This is a genomic window from Plantactinospora sp. BB1, assembly GCF_003030385.1.
Lineage (GTDB): Bacteria > Actinomycetota > Actinomycetes > Mycobacteriales > Micromonosporaceae > Plantactinospora.
Genome location: NZ_CP028159.1, coordinates 7,922,621 through 7,941,525, shown reverse-complemented (window position 1 = coordinate 7,941,525; position 18,905 = coordinate 7,922,621). Strand labels below are relative to the sequence as shown.

Sequence of the window (18,905 nt, the reverse complement as noted above, 5' to 3'; positions counted from 1 at the left end):
TGATTTCCGGGCAAATCTCATGAAACGTACGTACGAAATGGCCGCGTGTCAAGGGTTGGTCACCCTGTGGTACGACCCTTTCCGTGGCACCTGGTCGATCCAGCCCAACGCCGAGGCGGCCCGATTTCTTCCGGCTGACTGATCTTGCTCATGGGATCGTTCCCACACAACCTCGCGAACACGTACAGCCCTCGCAACTGTGCGGATTGTCACCGAACGGTCCCAAGCCGCCCGTCGGTCCCTTAGCCTTCGCCCACCAGTAGCCGGCGATTCCCGCTGGTACGGGCAACCGTCCCCTGGGTACGTAGAGAGCGGCTAAACCTTCGTTCAGTGTCGAACGGCGCACGTGGGAGGGTCCGTTGACAGCGCAGCAGACGGCGGGACACAAGTACGTTTACGACTTCACCGAGGGCAACAAGGACCTGAAGGACCTGCTCGGTGGCAAGGGCGCGAACCTGGCCGAGATGACCAACCTCGGGCTGCCGGTTCCACCGGGCTTCACCATCAGCACCGAGGCCTGCCAGGCGTACCTCGCCACCGGGAGCCAACCCGACGGGCTGGCCGACGAGATCGACGCGCACCTGTCCGCGCTGGAGGACGGGATGGGCAAGCGGCTGGGCGACCCGGCCGATCCGCTGCTGGTCTCGGTCCGCTCCGGAGCCAAGTTCTCCATGCCCGGGATGATGGAGACGGTGCTGAACGTCGGGCTCAACGACGCCAGCGTGACCGGCCTCGCCGCCCAGGCCGGCGGGAACGAGCGCTTCGCCTGGGACTCCTACCGCCGGCTGATCCAGATGTTCGGCAAGACGGTCTGCGACGTACCCGGCGAGGATTTCGAGCACGCCCTCGACGACGCCAAGCGGGCCAAGGGTACCGAGAACGACCTCGACCTCGACGCGGACGACCTGCGGGCGCTGGTCGACGCGTACAAGACGATCTTCAGGAAGCACACCGGGCGGGACTTCCCGCAACAGCCCCGGGAGCAGCTCCGACTCGCCATCAACGCGGTCTTCGACTCGTGGAACGCCGAACGGGCCGTGCTCTACCGGCGGCAGGAGCGGATCCCCGCCGACCTCGGCACCGCCGTCAACGTCGTGGCGATGGTCTTCGGCAACCTCGGGCCGGACTCCGGCACCGGAGTGGCGTTCACCCGCGACCCGGCCAGCGGCGCGCAGGGGATTTACGGCGACTACCTGGCCAACGCCCAGGGCGAGGACGTGGTGGCCGGGATCCGCAACACCGTCCCGCTGCAACAGCTCGAAGAGCTGAACAAGCCGGCGTACGACGAACTGCTGGCCATCATGGCCCGGCTGGAGGAGCACTACCGCGACCTCTGCGACATCGAGTTCACCATCGAGCGCGGCAAACTGTGGATGTTGCAGACCCGGGTCGGCAAGCGCACCGCCGCCGCCGCGTTCGTGATCGCCGCCCAGCTCGTCGACGAGGGCCTGATCGACCTGGACGAGGCGCTGCACCGGGTCAACGGCGCACAGCTCGCCCAGCTGATGTTCCCCCGGTTCAGGCTCGACGCCGACCCGACCCCGCTGGCCACCGGCATCGGCGCCTCGCCGGGCGCCGCGGTCGGCAAGGTGGTCTTCGAGGGGAGCCGGGCGGTCGAACTCGCCGACGCCGGCGAGGACGTCATCCTGGTCCGCCGGGAGACCAACCCGGACGACCTGCCCGGCATGATCGCCTCGCGCGGCATCCTCACCTCGCGCGGCGGCAAGACCAGCCACGCCGCCGTGGTCGCCCGGGGAATGGGCAAGACCTGCGTCTGCGGCGCCGACTCGCTCGACGTCGACGTCCGGCAACGCCGGTTCATTGTGGACGGCCAGACGATTTCCGAGGGCGACGTCGTCTCCATCGACGGCACCACCGGCAAGGTCTACCTCGGCGAGGTGCCGGTCTGGCCCTCCGAGGTGGTGCGCTACTTCGAGGGCAGCGTGGACGGTGCGACCACGGACGATCCGCTGGTGGCCGCCGTACACCGGATCATGACGCACGCCGACGCCAAGCGGCGGCTGGGCGTCCGGGCGAACGCCGACACCGGCGAGGACGCGGCCCGGGCCCGGCGGTTCGGGGCCGAGGGGATCGGCCTGTGCCGCACCGAGCACATGTTCCTCGGTGACCGCCGCGCGCTGGTCGAGCGGCTGATCCTGGCCCGCAGCGACGACGAGCGGCAGGCCGCGCTGGCCGAACTGCTGCCGTTGCAGCGGGCCGACTTCGGCGAGGTCTTCCGGGCGATGGACGGCCAGCCGGTCACCGTCCGGCTGATCGACCCGCCGCTGCACGAGTTCCTCCCCTCGCTGGAGGAACTGGCCGTGCACGTCGCGGTCGCGCACGAGCGCGGCGAGGACGCCGCCCGGGACGAGGCCCTGCTCAACGCGGTACGCCGGATGCACGAACAGAACCCGATGCTGGGCCTGCGCGGGGTGCGACTCGGCCTGGTCATCCCGGGCCTCTTCGCCATGCAGGTGCGGGCGATCGTCGAGGCGGCCGTGGAGTGCGCCAGGGCCGGCGGCAACCCGAAGCCCGAGATCATGGTCCCGCTGGTCGGCGCGGTCCAGGAGCTGGAGACGGTACGCGCCGAGGCCGAAAAGATCATCGCGGAGGTGACCCGGGAACACGCCGTCGAGGTGTTGATCGGCACCATGATCGAGGTACCCCGGGCGGCGCTGACCGCCGGGCAGATCGCCGAGGCCGCCGAGTTCTTCTCCTTCGGCACCAACGACCTGACCCAGATGGGCTGGGGCTTCTCCCGCGACGACGTGGAGGGTGCCTTCTTCTGGCGCTACCTGGAGCTGGGCATCTTCGGCATCTCGCCGTTCGAGTCGATCGACGCCGACGGGGTCGGCCGGCTGGTCCGGATCGCCACCGACGAGGGCCGGGCGGCCCGCCCCGGCCTCAAGCTCGGCGTCTGCGGCGAGCACGGCGGCGACCCCGAATCGGTGCACTTCTTCCACGAGGTGGGGCTGGACTACGTCTCCTGCTCACCGTTCCGGGTCCCGGTGGCCCGGCTGGAGGCCGGCCGCGCGGTGATCGAGTCCACCGGCTCCGACAGCCGCTGACCCTCCGATCCCGTCCCGTACGCGTCGCCCGGTACCGGTGCTGGCCAACGCCGTTCACCACCGGTACCGGGCCGACGACCGGTCGCGGTCAGCGGGCGACCGCCAAACCGAACGACGCCCGGCACGTGACGCCGCCGGACGGGCCGGGGTGCGGCCCCGGCGCCGTGCCGGTCACTGCCGGCCGGGGAAGCGCCGGTCGCCGGAGGAGGACCAGAGGCCGGCCGGGAGGGCGGCCATCGGAGTACGGGTGGCCAGCGGTGCGTCCGGGTCGGTGGCCGGCGGGATCGCCGTCGCCACCGTCGGCTGCCGTACGGCGTCCCAGAGCGCACCGAGTCGCTGGGCGGTCGGCCGGGCCTCGGCGTGCAGCCGGAGCAGGTCGGTCTCCGGCCGGACCACGGTGGTGAGGATCGCGTCCGCACCGGCCGGATAGACGACGACCGAGCCCTCCGCGCCCCGGACCACGGCCTCGTGCAGCGACCCGTGCCCGACCAGGTCGGCGAAGCGGCTCCCGATCCCGAGCCCCGCCGCGGAGAGGGCGGCGATGTGGTGCGGATCGGTGTCGGGCAGGTCGCTGACGACCAGCAGCCCGTCCACGGCGGCGAGTATGGCACCCGATATCTCCGGTACCGCGCGTCGCAGCCGGTGCAGTTCGGCCAGCAGGGCGGCATCAGTGTTCACTGGTGACTCTCCTTGGGCGTTGGTCCGTGCCGCTGGACTTTGCTCGGTGCCGTCGCTCGTCGCCTGTGGCCTCGTTGCCGCTCGACGTCGCCGGGTGCCCTCCGACGGTGCTGCCACGTCGTCATGAGACGCGGTCCGCGCCGCCCGGGTCGGCCGGCCGCCCCCGGTGGAGCGCCACCCGCTGCTCGCCGACCGCCGCCGGGGTCGGTGGTCCCCCGCCCGGTAACCTTCCGACTCCGGCACGCTACACCGAGCGAAGTCCCGACGCCGTCCCATGACCATCGGCAATCGTCCGGCAACTCTCGGCTGTTTGGCGGTTGCGTACGGATCGCCAGGTCAACCGCGTGGTGTGTCGGGGCTTCGTTGGCGCGCCCGACTCGGGAACCCGGGCGTAACCTGAGCGACACGCGAACTTCGTTTCCCTCGTGACGGAGGTGTGGCCCATGGGCATCGTGTGGGAGAACCTGGTGGTCGATGCCGCCGATCCGGCTCGGCTCGCGCGCTGGTGGGCCGAGGCGCTCGGCTACCAGATCGTCGCCGAGTTGCCGGACGAGGTGGAGATCCGCCGGACACCCGACACGCTGCCCGGCCTGATCTTCGTACCGGTGCCGGAGGGCAAGGAGACGAAGAACCGGCTGCACATCGACCTGCGCCCGACCGACCAGGAGGCCGAGGTCGAGCGGCTGGTCGACATGGGTGCCCGGCACGTCGACGTCGGGCAGTCGGCGGACGACACCTGGATCGTGCTGGCCGACCCGGAGGGCAACGAGTTCTGCGTACTCGCCCGGCGGAGTTGACGGAGCCGGGGGCGGCCGGGTGAAGATCGGTGGCGTGGTCAGCCAACCTGACGCGGAGCGCCGGGTGGCCGAACCGGCGAAGGACAGCGGCTACGGGCGGAGCCCGTACCAGCGGGACCGGGCCCGGGTGTTGCACTCGGCGGCGTTCCGGCGGCTGGCCGCCAAGACCCAGGTGCACACCGCCGGCACCGACGACTTCCTCCGGACCCGGCTCACCCACTCGCTGGAGGTGGCCCAGATCGCCCGCGAGATGGGCGGCCGGCTCGGCTGCGACCCGGACATCGTGGACGTGGCCGGGCTCGCGCACGACCTCGGGCACCCGCCGTTCGGGCACAACGGCGAGGCCGCGCTCGACGTCCTCGCCGCCGACTGCGGCGGCTTCGAGGGCAACGCACAGACGCTGCGGGTGCTGACCCGGCTGGAAGCCAAGGTGTACGGCCCGGACGGCACCTCCGCCGGACTCAACCTGACCCGGGCCGCCCTCGACGCCACCTGCAAATACCCCTGGCAGCGCCGGCCCGGCGAGCGCAAGTTCGGGGTGTACGCCGACGACGCCGACACCTTCGGCTGGCTGCGCCGGGGCGCCCCGGACGGCGACGTCCGCTGCCTGGAGGCGCAGGTGATGGACTGGGCCGACGACGTGGCGTACTCGGTGCACGACGTCGAGGACGGCATCCACGGCGGCTACCTGCGACTCCGGCTGGCACAGTTGCGGGCCGACCCCGACGAGCGGGCCGCGCTCTGCGCCGACGTCGCCGGGCGGTACTCGACCGAGTCGGCGGACGACCTCGCCGAGGTGCTGGCCGGACTGCTCGCCGACCCGGTGCTCGCCCCGCTCTACGACTACGACGGCAGCCACCGGGCCCTGGCCGCGCTGAAGGCGAGCACCAGCCTGCTGACCGGGCGCTTCGTCGCGGCGGCCGTCGAGGCCACCGAACGGCGGCACGGCACCGGCCCGCTGCGCCGGTACGCCGCCGAACTGGTGGTACCCCGACGGATCCGCGCCGAGTGCGCGCTGCTGAAGGGGATGGCGCTGCGGTACGTGATGCGCCGCCCCGGCGCGCAGGACTGGTACGAGCACCAGCGGGAGATCCTCGCCGAACTGGTGGCGGCGCTGCTGAGCCGGGCGCCGGAGGTGCTCGACCCGGTCTTCGCACCACTGTGGAAGGCGGCGCCGGACGACCGCACCCGACTCCGGGTGGTGGTCGACCAGGTCGCCTCGCTCACCGACCCGGCGGCGGTCGCCTGGCACGGGCGGTTGTGCGACCCCTGACCGGCGACCGGGCATCCGCCTACCAGTCCGAGTTGGAGCCGTCCACCCCGAGGATGACCTGGTCGAACGAGTTGCCGTCGTTGTCGTCGGTGTAGCAGACGCTGACCTCACCCCAGGGGGACGAGGTGAGCGCGATCTGCTCCTGCCGGCCGGTGGTGGTCTGCCCGAGCACCTGACCGGGCAGCCGGCCGGTCCCCGTACCGTCCGGGTTGAAGCCCCGGGCCGCGACGTCCTGGGCGGCGGTCGCCACCGTCCAGCCCACCACCGCGTTGGCCTGGTCGTCGATCCCGACGCTCGGCGCGACCGCACCGGCGCCGGTGGAGACCTCGACGTCGTCGTGCCGGGCCGCCGCCGCGCTGCTGAACGAGCGCAGCCAAACCCCGGCCGCACCGGTGTGGTCGGACTCCCAGGCCACGGCGAAGTCGCCGGTGAAGTTGGCCGCGATCGCGGGCCGGCGCTGCTGCCCGCCGCTGGCCGAGTTGGCGATCCGGCGGGAGAGGTTCACCGCGCCGTTCGACCGGGCGAACCGGGCCAGGCCGACGTTGTACGACCCGTTCGCGTCACCGTCCTCGTCCCAGACCACCAGCGCGTCACCCGAGGACGAGACCGCCACGTCCGGCCGGTGGTGCTCGCCGGTCGACTGGCTGGCCGGCACCTCGTACGCCTTGCTGGTGTTGCCGGTGTAACCGGCGACCCGGACGGTCGCCGGCCCGGTGCCCTGGACGTCCTCCCACACCACGCTGAAGCCGACCGCCGTGCTGCTGTTCGGTACGCCGTCGGGGTCCACCGCCACCTTCGGATGGAGCTGCTGGCCGTCGGCGGAGGCGTTGGCCCGGCCCGAGGCGAGCACGCTGCCGGTCGGCGAGACCACCCGGTACGGCACGTTGTAGAAGCCGTTGCCGTCCGGGTCGTCCGCCCAGACGACCACCGCGTTGCCCCGGTCGTCGATGCCGACGTCCGGGGTGACGTGCTTCCAGTTCGTCCCGGAGGTGCCACCGGCGGAGAGCTTCAGCTCGTAGACCGGGGTGCCGTTGTCGAACACCCGCAGGTAGATCTCGGAGTGCGCGTCGTCTTCGGGCGCGGTCGCGTCGCGGTCGTCCTCCCAGACCACCGCGACCCGGCCGTTGCGGTTGGCGGCGATCGCCGGCACGTCCTGGTCGCCGCTGGCGGTGCTGTTCGCCGTGGTCCAGGTGACCGGCGCGGCGGCGACGGCCATTTCGGCCGGGGCCGGGGCCGGGACCGCCCGGCCGGTCGGCGCCGGCCCGGCCGTAATGGTCGGCCTCGGAGTCGGGGTACCGCCGGAGGGCGCGGCGCCGGTGGGGATCGGAGTCACGGCGCCGGTCGGGGAGGGGGTCGGGGCGGTCGGGGCGACCGGGCTGGGCGGTGTCGCCGGCGCCGGGCTGGGCGACGTCGCCGGTCCCGGCGTGGGCGACGTCGTCGGGACGGCCGGCGCCGGCACGGTCAGCAGGGAGGTGACGAGCAGCGAGATGACGGGGTTCAACGGAGGTACTTCCTCTCAGCCGGCCTGGAGGCCGGGGCGGCCCTCGGCGATGACGAACGAACCGACGGTGGAGACCGGGGCACCGTGCTCGGTGACGCTGGCCACCGCCCGGAAGTCGGCCCGGAGCTGGGTCCGGCCGATGGTGGTACGCACGTAGCCGCGCCGGTTGGAGAAGAACCTGATGTGCGGGTTCACGCTCCCGTTCGGGATCGCCGTGTCGGCGGAGCCGTTGCCGCCGGACGAGATCGAGGTGCAGACCAGTTCGGTGCCGATCATCGCCGAACCCGGGTTGGCGTAGTCGGCCTTGAGGTCGTTGGCCCAGGCCTGGTGCACGTCGCCGGTCAGCACCAGCGGGTTGCGTACGCCGCGCTGGGTCCAGCCCTGCTGGATCCGGGACCGGGAGGCGCGGTAGCCGTCCCAGGAGTCCATGTTCGCCGCCCCGGCCGCGTCGAGCTGCCGGGCGAAGAAGACCTGCTGACCCATGATGTCCCAGGTGCCGAGCCGCTGGCCCAGGCCGTCGAGGAGCCAGGCCTCCTGGGCGGCGCCGGTGAGGGTACGGCCGGGCAGGTCGGCGTCGGCGCAGACCTTGCGACCGTCCCCGCAGGCCTGGTCGTCCCGGTACTGCCGGGTGTCGAGCATGTGGAAGGTGGCGAGCTGCCCCCAGCGGATCCGCCGGTACAGCCCGATGCTGTTGCCGGACGGCGCCGAGCTGGGCCGCAGCGGCAGGTTCTCGTAGTACGCCCGGTAGGCGGCGGTACGCCGGGCGGTCCACTGTGCGGCGGTCAGCGCCGGGGAGTTGTTCTCCCGTACCGTGCCGGCGTAGTTGTTCTCCACCTCGTGGTCGTCCGGCACCAGCAGCCACGGCGCGGCCGCGTGCGCCGCCTGGAGGTCCGGATCGGACTTGTACTGGGCGTACCGGCGGCGGTAGTCGGCCAGCGAGACGATCTCGGCGCCGACGTGTTCGCGTACCGAGCCGGTGGTGGTGGCGTCCTCGTAGAGGTAGTCGCCGAGGTGCAGTACCAGCCCCGGGTTCTCCTCGGCCATCCGCCGGTAGGCGGTGTAGTAGCCGGACTCGTAGTGCGCGCAGGAGGCGAAGGTCATCACCAGGTCCCGGCCGAAGCTGCCGGCCGCCGGCGCGGTCCGGGTACGCCCCACCGGCGAGATGTGTCCCTGGGCCCGGAACCGGTAGAAGTAGTCGGCGTCCGGGGCGAGACCACCGGCGACCACGTGTACCGAGTGCGCGTCGACGTATCGCGCGGCGACCGAGCCGGCGGCGACCAGCGAGCCGAACCGCTCGTCGGCCGACACCTGCCACTCGACGGTGACGTCCGCGTTGGCCATCCCGCCCTGTCCGTCGGCGTTCAGCGGCGACGGGGCGAGCCGGGTCCAGAGTACGACGCTGTCCGGTGCTGGTTCACCGGAGGCGACGCCCAGCTTGAACGGGTAGGGGGTCGCGGCCACGGCACCCCGCAGCGGCAGCGCGACCGTGCCGACGGCACCGAGTCCACCCAGGACGAAGATGCGGCGATTGATCTTCTGCATGGCCGGTAACCCTGGATCCTCCGGATTAACGGGGCAAGCACCGTCGCGAAACCCCAGATGACACCGGGCTGTCGCATCGAGACGGGCGGATGCGCACACCGGCTCCGGCGCCGCTTGCCGGCGGGCCGATCGGGGGCGGCGCGGTCGGCCACCGGGTACCACCCCGCTGCCGGAAGCCTGGCCGGAGGTCGGTCACGCACCCGCTGTCCCGAATCGGGTCCCGAGCATCGGGCCGTCCCGAATCGGCCGGTCCGGGGCGGCCGGCCGTGGCCGTACGCCCGCCCGGATTACCCGATCATGGCCGCACGCCCGCGCCACAGGTGGAACCCTCCTTGATAGGACCGCGTCTCGACGAGGAGGTGGAGTGGGCATGGACTCCAGGACATTCGTGGTGGACGGCGGCACCAGCGGGCTCGGGAAGGAGGTCGCCCGGATCCTCGCCGCCGACCACCGGGTCGTGATCCTCGGCAACGTCCCGGACGAGGTGTCCCAGGCCCGTGACGAGCTGGGCTGCGACGGCATCGTCTGCGACATGTCCCGCAGCGAGCAGGTCCGGGACGCCCTCGCGGAGATCGTCGCCCGGTACGGCTCGATCGACGGCCTGGCGCACTGCGCCGCGATGTGGGCCGGCGGCAGGCTGGAGGAACTCTCCCCGGAGACGATCCGCCGGGCGATCGAGGTGAACGTGCTGGGTACGGCGTACCTGCTGCACGAGGCGCTGCTGCGGATGCGCGAACAGGGGTACGGCAACATCGTCTACGTCAGCGCGCTCGCCACCGACGTGCCCCGGCCGGGCATTCCGCTCTATCGGGCGACGAAGAGCTTCGGCACCAGCCTGGTCGAGTCGCTGGCCGAGGCGCAGGGCACGAACAGCATCAAGGTGATGGAGATCCACCCCGGCCCGATGCCGACCAGACTCCAGGAGCGGGTCGGCGCCGAGTTCCTCGACACGATCTTCGCGCTGCCCGAGCAGGTGGCGACCGAGGTCGTCCGGCTGCTGCTGCTCGGCGGGGACGACCTCTACGTCTCCGGGCAGAGGGTGCTCCGCGCCGACGGGCGTTGGTAACCCGCCGGCGATGGTCAGCGCCGGGCCGGCCTCCGCCGAGCCGCCACCCTCGGCGTGGGCGCCGCTGCGGGTGGCGACCTACCGCAGCCTCTGGGTGGCGATGCTGGTCGCCAACATCGGCACCTGGATGCAGACCGTCGGGGCCCAGTGGCTGCTGATCGACGAACGGAACGCCTCCACCCTGGTCTCCCTGGTGCAGACCGCCAGCGCCCTGCCGATCCTGCTGCTCGCGCTGCCGGCCGGTGCCCTGGCCGACACCCTCGACCGGCGGCGGCTGCTGATCGCCGTGCAGTTCTTCATCGTCGCGGTGGGGGTGGCGCTGACCCTGCTCACCGCGACCGGGCGGATGCCACCGGCGCTGCTGCTCACCCTCACCTTCGCCTTCGGGGTCGGGCAGGCGCTGACCCTGCCGGCCTGGGCCGCGATCATCCCCGACCTGGTGCCGCGCAACCTGTTGCAGTCCGCCTCCGGGCTCGGCTCGATCAGCGTGAACGTGGCCCGCTCGGTCGGCCCGGCGGTGGCCGGCCTGCTGATCGCCTGGACCGGCGTACCGCTGGTTTTCGCCCTCAACACCCTGGCCTTCCTCTTCTTCGCGTTCACCCTGCTCCGCTGGCGGGCCGGCACCTCACGTTCGGTGGAGGTGCCGGAGCGGTTCACCGCCGCGCTCCGGGCCGGCGGCCGGTACGTCCGGCACTCGCCGATCGTGCAGCGGCTGCTGCTGCGGGCGCTGCTCTTCCTGGTACCCGGTAGTGCGCTCTGGGCGCTGCTGCCGCTGATCGCCAACCAGCGGCTCGGGCTCGGCGCCGGCGGGTACGGCGTCCTGCTGGCCGCGCTCGGCGCCGGTGCGGTGGCCGGCGGGCTGGTGCTGCCCTGGGTCCGGAGCAGGTTCTCGCCGAACCTCTTCCTGCTGGTCGCCGGGCTGACCTACGGGGCGGCGATGCTGGTGGTGGCGCTGGTACCGGTCGAGGCGGTGGTGCTGGTCGCACTGGTGCCGGCCGGCCTGGCCTGGGTGACCGTGCTCTCCAACCTCAACGCCGAGATGCAGCTCTTCCTCCCCGGCTGGGTACGCGCCCGCGGCCTCGCCGTCTACCAGGTGGTCTTCGCCGGAGGGCAGGCGATCGGCGCGCTCGTCTGGGGCGTCGTCGCCGACACGGCGGGGCTGGTCCTCGCGCACGTCGCCGCCGGGCTGCTGATGCTCCTCGGCGGGCTCACCGTGAAGATGTGGCCGCTGCCGGACCTGCGCGCGGTGGAACGGGACCCGGCGACGCACTGGCCCGACCTGGAACTGGTGCACGAGCCCGACCCGAGCGTCGGGCCGGTGATGGTGGTGCTGACGTACACGGTCCGGGAGGAGCGGCGGGAGGGGTTCGTGGCGGCCATGCAGGAGGTCCGGGCGGCCCGGCAGCGCACCGGCGCGTCGCGCTGGGGCCTGTTCCGGGAGGGCGAGTCGGCCGACCTCTTCGTGGAGGTCTACGAGCTGCCCTCCTGGGACGAGCACCTGCGGCAGCACGGCGGCCGGCTGACCAAGGCCGACCAGGCCGCCGAGCTGCGCGCGCTGGAACACGCCGAGGGGCTGCCGCAGGTGAGCCACCTGCTGCCGGCCCAGGCCAACCCGTGACGTGACGTGCGCTCCTCACCCGCTCAGGACTCGACCGGCTCCCGGGGGCCGATCGGCTCGCGGACCAGCGCGCCGTCGACGTAGCAGTACTGCCAGTCCTCGTGCGGCTCGATCGAGCGGATCAGCGGATGCCCGGTCTGCTCGAAGTGCGCGGTCGCGTGCCGGCCCGGCGACTCGTCGCAGCAGCCGACCGCGCCGCAGGTCAGGCACATCCGCAGGTGCACCCACTCCTCACCGGCGTCGAGGCACTCCCGGCAGGCGTCTCCGTCGGTCTCGGTGATGTGGATCCGGTCCAGGTGGGTGCAGGCCGTGCTCATGGTCTCCTCGCGGACGTAGCGCCAGCGCGACCGGAGGAGCTGGTCCGGGATGACCCGGGCAAGATAGCGGGACTGCGCCGCGAACATCGGGCTGAGCACCGCGAGGATCAGGACGTAGAGCGCGACGAACGGCCCGATCCGGTCGTCGAGCCCGGCGCCGAGGGCCAGGGTGGCCAGGATCAGCGAGAACTCGCCCCGGCCCAGCACGGTCAGCCCGACGTTGGCCGCACCCCGCTGGTTGAACCCGAAGAGCGAACCGGTGATCAGGCCGGAGCCGATGTTCGCCACGATCGTCACCCCGACCGCGATCGCCACCGGTACGGCCACCGAGCCGAACGCCCCGATGTCGATGCTCAACCCGAAGCCGACGAAGAAGACGGCGGCGAAGACGTCGCGCAGCGGCAGGACGAGTCGCTCCACCCGTTCCCGTACGGCGGTCCGGGCGACGACGAGGCCGATCATGAGCGCGCCGATCGCGTCGGAGACGCCGACCTCGGCCGAGAGCCCGGCGACCAGTACCACCAGCCCGACCATCCCGATGGCGAGCAGTTCGTCCTCGCGGGCGCCGATCACGGCGCCGATCGCCCGGGCGCCCCACTTCGCCACCGCCACCAGCAGCAGCAGGTAGCCGAAGCTCATCCCGATGTGCAGCGCGATGTCGCCCGGGGAGGTGGCGCCGGCCAGGATCGGCGAGAGCAGGGCCAGATAGATGGCGAGGAAGAGGTCCTCGATCACGATGATGCCGAGGATGACCGGGGTCTCGGCGTTGGTCAGCCGGCGCAGCTCGATGAGGAGCTTGGTGGCGATCGCCGAGGAGGAGATGCCGAGCGCCCCGGCGATCACGAACGCCTCGGGGGTGCCCCAGCCGAGGGTGAAGCCGAGCGCGAGCCCGGCCCCGACGTTCAGCCCGATCGAGCAGGCGGCGGCGATGAAGAGGCGCTTCCCGCTGCCGAAGACCTGCCGTACCGGGAACTCGACGCCGAGGTTGAACAGCAGCAGTACCAGGCCGATGGCGGCGAGCAGGGCGAGGTCCTCGGGATGCTCGACCAAGACCGGGCCGGGGGTGGCCGGCCCGAGCAGGATGCCGGTCAGCATGAAGAACGGCACGCTGGGCAGGCCGACCCGGCGGCCGGCCCGGGCCAGCAGGCCGGCGACCAGCACGATCGCGCCGAACCCGATCAGATCGGCGTGCATGGGGTCTCCAATCGGATGTCGTCGCGCCGGGCGGGGGCCCCGGTGACGTCAGGCGAAGGGCGGGCGGAGGTCAGGCGCGGGGGGTGGGGCGCAGAGGGGTCGGGGCTGGGGGAGGTCGCGCGGAGGGCTGGTGGCGGCAGGCCGGAGCGGGTCAGGCGAAGAAGGTCCCGCCGAGCACGGCGCCGACCTTGCGGGACTGCTCCTCGGAGAGTTCGACCACGGCGGTGGGCTCGTCCGAGCGGGAGGTGAAGACGTAGAGGTCACGGGTGCCGTCCCGGCGTACCACCACCGAGACGCGGGTGCCGCCGTGCCCGAGATCGATGTCGTAGCGCTTGCCGATGCCCGGCAGCTCCTGCACGTGTACGCCCTGGCCCATGACCCTCTCCCCAGACGAATGGCCGCCCCCACAGCCGGGTGGTGGTCGGTGACCGGCCGGTCAAGGGGGTGAGTGCCGCCAGCCTACGTCTCCACCGGGCGGATCGGCGGCCCCGGGGCGCCACCGGGGCCAGACTTAGGGTAGCCTAAACTAATGGCGGAAAGTTCGAACGGAACCGGGGTCAGGTACGCCAGCGTACTGCGCACGGCGTGGCTCACGCCGCACATGATCCGAGTGGTGCTCGGCGGGGAGGGTCTGGCCGGGTTCGCGGCCGACACCTACACCGACCACTACGTAAAGTTGATCTTTCCGCCGGCCGGCGTCGACTATCCGGTGCCGCTCGACCTCGACATGGTCAAACGCGAGCTGCCCCGCGACCAGTGGCCCCGGCTGCGCACCTACACCGTGCGGGCCTGGGACGCGGTGGCCCGGGAGCTGACCCTGGACTTCGTCTACCACGGCGACGAGGGGCTGGCCGGTCCGTGGGCCGCGGCGGCCCGCCCCGGCGACCGGGTGATGTTCCGGGGCCCCGGCGGCGGGTACGCCCCGGATCCGCTGGCCGACTGGCACCTGCTGGTCGGCGACGAGAGCGCCCTGCCGGCGATCGGCGCGGCGCTGGAGCGGCTGCCGTACGCCGCCCCGGCCCGGGTCTTCCTGGAGGTCGACGGCCCGGCCGAGGAGCAGCACCTCGGCACCGAGGCGGACGCCGAGATCGTCTGGGTGCACCGCGCCGGCCGGGTCGTCGGCGAGGCCCTGGTCGAGGCGGTACGCGCGGCCACCTTCCCGGCCGGCCAGCCGCACGCCTTCGTGCACGGCGAGGCGTACTTCGTCCGCGAGCTGCGCCGGATGCTCCGCGGCGAACTCCGGGTGCCGAAGGAGCGGCTCTCCATCTCCGGCTACTGGCGTCGCGGCGACGACGACGAGAGCTGGCGCTCCGCCAAGCCCGACTGGAACCGGCAGGTCGAGGCCGAGGAGTCCGCGGTCGTCGTCGGCTGAGCCGCGTCGCACCGCCACCCCTTCACCGTGCACGTCAGCCCGGCAGGGCAGGATGTAGCCCGGAGGGGGTGAGGCGGTGGCCGGGCGGATCCGCGACGAGGACATCGCGCTGGTACGGGAGCGCACCTCGATCGCCGACATCATCTCCGAGACCGTCACGCTCAAGTCGGCCGGCGGTGGCAACCTCAAGGGCCTCTGCCCGTTCCACGACGAGAAGACCCCGTCGTTCACGGTCGCACCTGCCCGAAACGTCTACTTCTGTTTTGCCGGCGACACCCGGGTGCTGACCCGGTCCGGCGTACGAGAGATCGGGGACCTGGCCGGTGGCAGCCACTCGGTGCTGACCACCGGGGGGCGGTGGGTCGAGGCGCCCTTCTACTCCTTCGGTGAGCAGCCCGTCCTGCGGGTGCACCTGAGCCGCAACGGGCAGAGGAAGGTTGTCCGGGCGACGGCGAACCACCGCTGGTTCGTCCGGGCAGGGCGAGACCGCAAGCGGCACCTGGAGCGGGTGACGGAGCAGCTGCGGACAGGTGACCGGCTGGCCTACACCTATCCACGGTCGCTGACCACCCGTGACGGTGGACACGAACTGCGCCCGTCCCCGTACGGGGTGGCTCGGGGCATCGTCTTCGGCGACGGGACCCTGTTCGGCGGTGGGAGTGTCGCCATGCTCTACGGCGACAAGGACACGGAACTGCTCAAGTGGTTCCCACTCAGTCACACCTACCAGCGGGAGAACGGGCTGGCCGTGTCCGGGCTGCCGGCATACTTCAAGACGGACCTGCCGCCGCTCGACGAATCGCTGTCGTACCTTTTCGGCTGGCTGGCCGGCTATTTCGCGGCGGACGGGGACGTCGCCGCCGACGGCTGCATCTCGCTCGACTCCACCTCGCGGGAGCACCTGGAGTTCGTCCGCGACCTCTGCACCAGGATCGGCGTCGGCAGCTACGGGATCCGTGAGTACATCCGGACCGGCTTCAAGGACTACCTCCGACCCGACGGGGAGCTGGGCTACACCGGGCCGGTCTACCGGCTGACCCTGATGGGTTCGGACCTGCCGGAGGACTTCTTCCTGATCTCCGCCCACCGGGAGCGGTTCCTCGCCCATCGCGAGGCGTACGAGCGCCGGGGTTGGACCGTCGAGCGGGTCGAGGACCACGGCGAGGTGGAGGAGGTCTTCTGCCCGGTGGTCGAAGGCACCCACGCGTTCGTGCTGGAAGACAACATCCTCACCGGCAACTGCCACGGCTGTGGGGCCGGCGGGGACGCGATCAAGTTCCTGATGGACGCCGAGCACCTGACCTTCGTCGAGTCGGTCGAGCGCCTCGCCGACCGGGCCAACATCCAACTGCGCTACATCGAGGCCGGCCCCGCGCCGATCCGGCCGCAGCAGGGGCAGAAGCAGCGGCTGGTCGCCGCGCACGCCGCCGCCGCCGAGTTCTACGCCGGTCAGCTCGGCACCGCCGGGGCCCGGGCGGCTCGGGAGTTCCTGGCCCAGCGCGGCTTCGACCGCGCGGCGGCGCAGACCTACGGCTGCGGCTTCGCCCCGGACGCCTGGGACCTGCTCACCAAGCACCTGCGGCAGAAGGGCTTCACCGGTCAGGAGCTGGTCACCGCCGGGCTGGCCCGGGAGGCGCGGTCCGGCTCGCTGATCGACCGGTTCCGGCGCCGGCTGCTCTGGCCGATCAAGGACCTGACCGGCGACGTGATCGGTTTCGGCGCCCGCAAGCTCTTCGACGACGACGACGGCCCGAAATACCTGAACACGCCCGAGACGCCGATCTACAAGAAGTCGCACGTGCTCTACGGCATCTCGCAGGCGAAGCGGGAGATCGCCCGGCAGGGGCGGGCGGTGATCGTCGAGGGGTACACCGACGTGATGGCGTGCCACCTGGCCGGCGTACCGACGGCGGTGGCGACCTGTGGCACGGCGTTCGGCGCGGACCACATCTCGGTGCTCCGCCGGCTGCTGATGGACACCGACGCGGTGGCAGGCGAGATCATCTTCACCTTCGACGGTGACGCCGCCGGACAGAAGGCGGCGCTGCGGGCCTTCGAGGACGACCAGCGGTTCGTCGGGCGTACCTTCATCGCGGTCAGCCCGGACAACATGGACCCGTGCGAGCTGCGGTTGGCAAAGGGCGACCTGGCGGTGCGGGACCTGGTCGCCCGCCGCGAGCCGCTGGTCGACTTCGCGCTGCGCCAGGTGCTCAACCGGTACGACCTGGACACCGTCGACGGCCGGGTGGAGGCGATGCGCCGGGCGGCGCCGCTGGTGGCCAAGCTGAAGGACCGGGAGAAGCGTCCGGAGTACGTCCGCAAGCTCGCCGGTGACCTCGGGATGGAGATCGAGCCGGTGCAGCGGGCGGTACTGGCCGCCGCCGCCGGGCAGGGGGCCGGGCAGTCCCGTCGGGGCAACGGGGCCGGGCCGACCCCGCCGCAGCGGCCGGCACCGGTGGAGCCGGTGGTGGACAACCCGCAGTCGCTGGTGGAGCGGGAGGCGCTGAAGCTCGCCCTCCAGGTGCCGGTGCTGGCCGGCCCGATGTTCGACGCGCTCGCGGCCGAGGTCTACCTGCACCCCGTACACCGGGCGGTGCGGGCCGCGATCGAGTCGGCCGGCGGCGCGGCGGCGGCGACCACCGGCGCGGTCTGGATCGAGCGGGTCCGGGACGCCTGCGACGACCTGGCCGCCGCCGCGCTCGTCGGCGAGCTGGCCGTGGAGCCGCTGCGGCTGGACACCGACCCCGATCCCCGGTACGTCTCGATCACCCTGGCCCGGCTGGAGTGGGGCTCGGTGACCAGCCGGATCCGGGACCTGAAGTCGAAGGTGCAGCGGGTCAACCCGACGGCCAACAAGGACGAATACTTCGCGCTCTTCGGTGAGCTGCTCTCCCTGGAGCAGCACGCGCGAGCCCTGCGCGAGCAGGCGATGGGGGGTCTGTAGCCGGTGGAGGCGTTCAACCTGTTCCGCCGTGGCCGGAAGCTGCCGGCCGATCAGCGGCCGCCGCTGGAGTCCGGCGAGCGGGTGCTCGACTGGGCCCGGGTGGGTGACGGCGAGGAGATCGTGGTGGTCACCGACCGTGGGCTCTGGCTGCCCGGGGACGCCACCCGGCTGGGCTGGCACGGCGTGCACAAGGCGGTCTGGTCGGGTCGGGACCTGGCGGTCACCTCGGCCGAGCTGGTCGAGGAGCGGACCGACTACCGGGTGGTGGCCGACGGGCCGGTGCGCACCTACCTGCTGGTCGACCCGGGTGACGTACCGCACCAGGTGCGGGCCCGGGTGACCCGGTCGGTGGCGTACACGGCACATCACCGGCTGCCCGACGGCGGCCTGCGGATCGCGGCCCGGCAGGTGCGCGGCGTCGACGGCCTGACCTGGACCGTCCGCTACGACCCCGGTACGCCGGTCGACGACCCCGCCGTGCTGGCCGAGACCGACCGGCTGGTGGCGGCGGCCCGGTCCGGCACCGACCCCGACCTCTGAGCCCGCCGGCCCCGGAAACTCGCTGGGGCGTGTCGGACCTGACGGTTATGGTCGAGCCCGTGGCTAAGGACGGGATTCTCATCCAGGCGCGAGGGTTGGTCAAGCGCTTCGGAGACTTCACCGCCGTCGATGGGATCGACGTCGACGTGCGGGCGGGGGAGGCGTTCGGGTTCCTCGGCCCCAACGGTGCCGGCAAGAGTTCGACGATGCGGATGGTCGGCTGTGTCTCGCCGCCGACCGGCGGCGAGCTGCGGATCATGGGGATGGATCCCCGGCGGGACGGGCCGGCGATCCGGTCCCGGCTCGGCGTCTGCCCGCAGCTGGACAACCTCGACCCGGAGCTGACCGTCCGGGAGAACCTCACCACCTATGCGCGCTACTTCGGCATCCCGCGCCGGGTGGCCCGGGAGCGCGCCGCCGAGCTGCTCGACTTCGTGCAGCTCGCCGAGCGGGCGGGCAGCAAGGTGGAGCCGCTCTCCGGCGGCATGAAACGCCGGTTGACCATCGCCCGCGCGCTGGTCAACGAGCCCGACATCGTGCTGCTCGACGAGCCGACCACCGGGCTGGACCCGCAGGCCCGGCACCTGGTCTGGGAGCGGCTGTTCCGGCTCAAGCAGCAGGGGGTCACGCTGGTGCTGACCACCCACTACATGGACGAGGCGGAGCAGCTCTGCGACCGGCTGGTGGTGATGGACGGCGGCCGGATCGTCGCCGAGGGCTCGCCGCGCGCGCTGATCGACCGCTACTCGACCCGCGAGGTGGTGGAGCTGCGCTTCGCCGGTGAGACCCAGGAGGCCTTCGCCGGCAAGCTGGACGGGCTCGCCGAGCGGGTCGAGGTGCTGCCGGACCGGATCCTGCTCTACGTCACCGACGGCGACGCCGCCGTGGCCGAGGTGCACGCCCGGGCGCTCACCCCGGCCAGCGTGCTGGTCCGGCGCAGCAGCCTGGAGGACGTCTTCCTGCACCTGACCGGCCGGACGTTGGTGGACTGAGAT

Annotated in this window: 13 protein-coding genes and 3 pseudogenes; 11 read left to right on the top strand and 5 right to left on the bottom strand. The window is 72.2% G+C overall.

The features are described from left to right. Window positions 1-359: 359 nt before the first annotated feature. Window positions 360-3,068, top strand: coding sequence for a pyruvate, phosphate dikinase (ppdK, locus tag C6W10_RS34860; RefSeq protein ID WP_107263250.1), 2,709 nt, complete (start codon window positions 360-362; stop codon window positions 3,066-3,068). A gap of 171 nt (window positions 3,069-3,239) precedes the next feature. Here ppdK and C6W10_RS39000 read toward each other — a convergent pair whose 3' ends face one another. Further along, a complete protein-coding gene (locus tag C6W10_RS39000) occupies window positions 3,240-3,746 on the bottom strand; it encodes a roadblock/LC7 domain-containing protein (protein ID WP_234359137.1) in 507 nt (168 codons plus the stop codon). Between the two features lie 443 nt (window positions 3,747-4,189). On the opposite strand from C6W10_RS39000, the gene C6W10_RS34850 reads away from it, so the two are divergent. Continuing rightward, entirely contained in the window at window positions 4,190-4,543 is a 354-nt protein-coding gene (locus C6W10_RS34850; protein WP_107263248.1) for a VOC family protein, read from the top strand. Window positions 4,544-4,577: 34 nt separating this feature from the next. Next, window positions 4,578-5,816 carry a deoxyguanosinetriphosphate triphosphohydrolase gene (locus C6W10_RS34845; protein WP_107264528.1) on the top strand — a complete coding sequence of 413 codons (1,239 nt, stop codon included), beginning with the start codon at window positions 4,578-4,580 and terminating at the stop codon, window positions 5,814-5,816. A gap of 19 nt (window positions 5,817-5,835) precedes the next feature. Here C6W10_RS34845 and C6W10_RS34840 read toward each other — a convergent pair whose 3' ends face one another. Together C6W10_RS34840 and C6W10_RS34835 are read right to left on the bottom strand one after the other, a co-directional pair. Beyond that, window positions 5,836-7,317, bottom strand: a complete 1,482-nt coding sequence (locus tag C6W10_RS34840) for a hypothetical protein (protein WP_234361524.1) — start codon at window positions 7,315-7,317, stop codon at window positions 5,836-5,838. 15 nt (window positions 7,318-7,332) lie between these two features. After that, window positions 7,333-8,859 (bottom strand): alkaline phosphatase, encoded by a 1,527-nt coding sequence (locus C6W10_RS34835; protein WP_107263247.1) that lies wholly within the window; start codon window positions 8,857-8,859, stop codon window positions 7,333-7,335. A gap of 370 nt (window positions 8,860-9,229) precedes the next feature. Between C6W10_RS34835 and C6W10_RS34830 the strand changes: the two genes are divergently transcribed. Then, window positions 9,230-9,925, top strand: coding sequence for an SDR family oxidoreductase (locus C6W10_RS34830; RefSeq protein WP_107263246.1), 696 nt, complete (start codon window positions 9,230-9,232; stop codon window positions 9,923-9,925). Window positions 9,926-9,935: 10 nt separating this feature from the next. Further along, entirely contained in the window at window positions 9,936-11,543 is a 1,608-nt protein-coding gene (locus C6W10_RS34825; protein ID WP_107263245.1) for an MFS transporter, read from the top strand. Window positions 11,544-11,566: 23 nt separating this feature from the next. Here C6W10_RS34825 and C6W10_RS34820 read toward each other — a convergent pair whose 3' ends face one another. Next, on the bottom strand, window positions 11,567-13,054 hold the full coding sequence (locus tag C6W10_RS34820; RefSeq protein ID WP_107263244.1) for a cation:proton antiporter: 1,488 nt from the start codon (window positions 13,052-13,054) through the stop codon (window positions 11,567-11,569). Window positions 13,055-13,205: 151 nt separating this feature from the next. Next, window positions 13,206-13,430 carry a potassium transporter TrkA gene (locus C6W10_RS34815; RefSeq protein ID WP_107263243.1) on the bottom strand — a complete coding sequence of 75 codons (225 nt, stop codon included), beginning with the start codon at window positions 13,428-13,430 and terminating at the stop codon, window positions 13,206-13,208. A gap of 153 nt (window positions 13,431-13,583) precedes the next feature. Between C6W10_RS34815 and C6W10_RS34810 the strand changes: the two genes are divergently transcribed. The 6 genes and pseudogenes from C6W10_RS34810 (at window position 13,584) to C6W10_RS34795 (ending at window position 18,902) form a co-directional block, all read left to right on the top strand. Further along, window positions 13,584-14,426 (top strand): siderophore-interacting protein, encoded by an 843-nt coding sequence (locus C6W10_RS34810; protein ID WP_107263242.1) that lies wholly within the window; start codon window positions 13,584-13,586, stop codon window positions 14,424-14,426. A 76-nt stretch (window positions 14,427-14,502) separates the two neighbouring features. Beyond that, window positions 14,503-14,691: pseudogene (locus C6W10_RS39835) on the top strand (CHC2 zinc finger domain-containing protein); the annotation flags it as partial. A gap of 402 nt (window positions 14,692-15,093) precedes the next feature. After that, window positions 15,094-15,375, top strand: a pseudogene (locus tag C6W10_RS39830) (LAGLIDADG family homing endonuclease); the annotation flags it as partial. Between the two features lie 291 nt (window positions 15,376-15,666). Further along, a pseudogene (gene dnaG / locus C6W10_RS39825) lies at window positions 15,667-17,370 on the top strand (DNA primase); the annotation flags it as partial. A 3-nt stretch (window positions 17,371-17,373) separates the two neighbouring features. Continuing rightward, the gene (locus C6W10_RS34800) at window positions 17,374-17,910 is read left to right on the top strand and encodes a hypothetical protein (protein ID WP_234359135.1); all 537 of its coding nucleotides are present in this window, start codon (window positions 17,374-17,376) and stop codon (window positions 17,908-17,910) included. A 59-nt stretch (window positions 17,911-17,969) separates the two neighbouring features. After that, window positions 17,970-18,902: an ABC transporter ATP-binding protein gene (locus C6W10_RS34795; RefSeq protein ID WP_234359134.1), complete on the top strand. Its 933-nt coding sequence runs from the start codon at window positions 17,970-17,972 to the stop codon at window positions 18,900-18,902. Window positions 18,903-18,905 lie beyond the last annotated feature (3 nt).

What these genes read in the sequence shown, in the direction of transcription:
- C6W10_RS34850 (WP_107263248.1), top strand. Translation starts at nt 4,190, where the DNA reads ATGGGCATCGTGTGGGAGAACCTGGTGGTCGATGCCGCCGATCCGGCT.
- C6W10_RS34830 (WP_107263246.1), top strand. Translation starts at nt 9,230, where the DNA reads ATGGACTCCAGGACATTCGTGGTGGACGGCGGCACCAGCGGGCTCGGG.
- C6W10_RS34815 (WP_107263243.1), bottom strand. Translation starts at nt 13,430, where the DNA reads ATGGGCCAGGGCGTACACGTGCAGGAGCTGCCGGGCATCGGCAAGCGC.
- C6W10_RS34820 (WP_107263244.1), bottom strand. Translation starts at nt 13,054, where the DNA reads ATGCACGCCGATCTGATCGGGTTCGGCGCGATCGTGCTGGTCGCCGGC.
- C6W10_RS34810 (WP_107263242.1), top strand. Translation starts at nt 13,584, where the DNA reads ATGGCGGAAAGTTCGAACGGAACCGGGGTCAGGTACGCCAGCGTACTG.
- C6W10_RS34825 (WP_107263245.1), top strand. Translation starts at nt 9,936, where the DNA reads ATGGTCAGCGCCGGGCCGGCCTCCGCCGAGCCGCCACCCTCGGCGTGG.
- C6W10_RS34835 (WP_107263247.1), bottom strand. Translation starts at nt 8,859, where the DNA reads ATGCAGAAGATCAATCGCCGCATCTTCGTCCTGGGTGGACTCGGTGCC.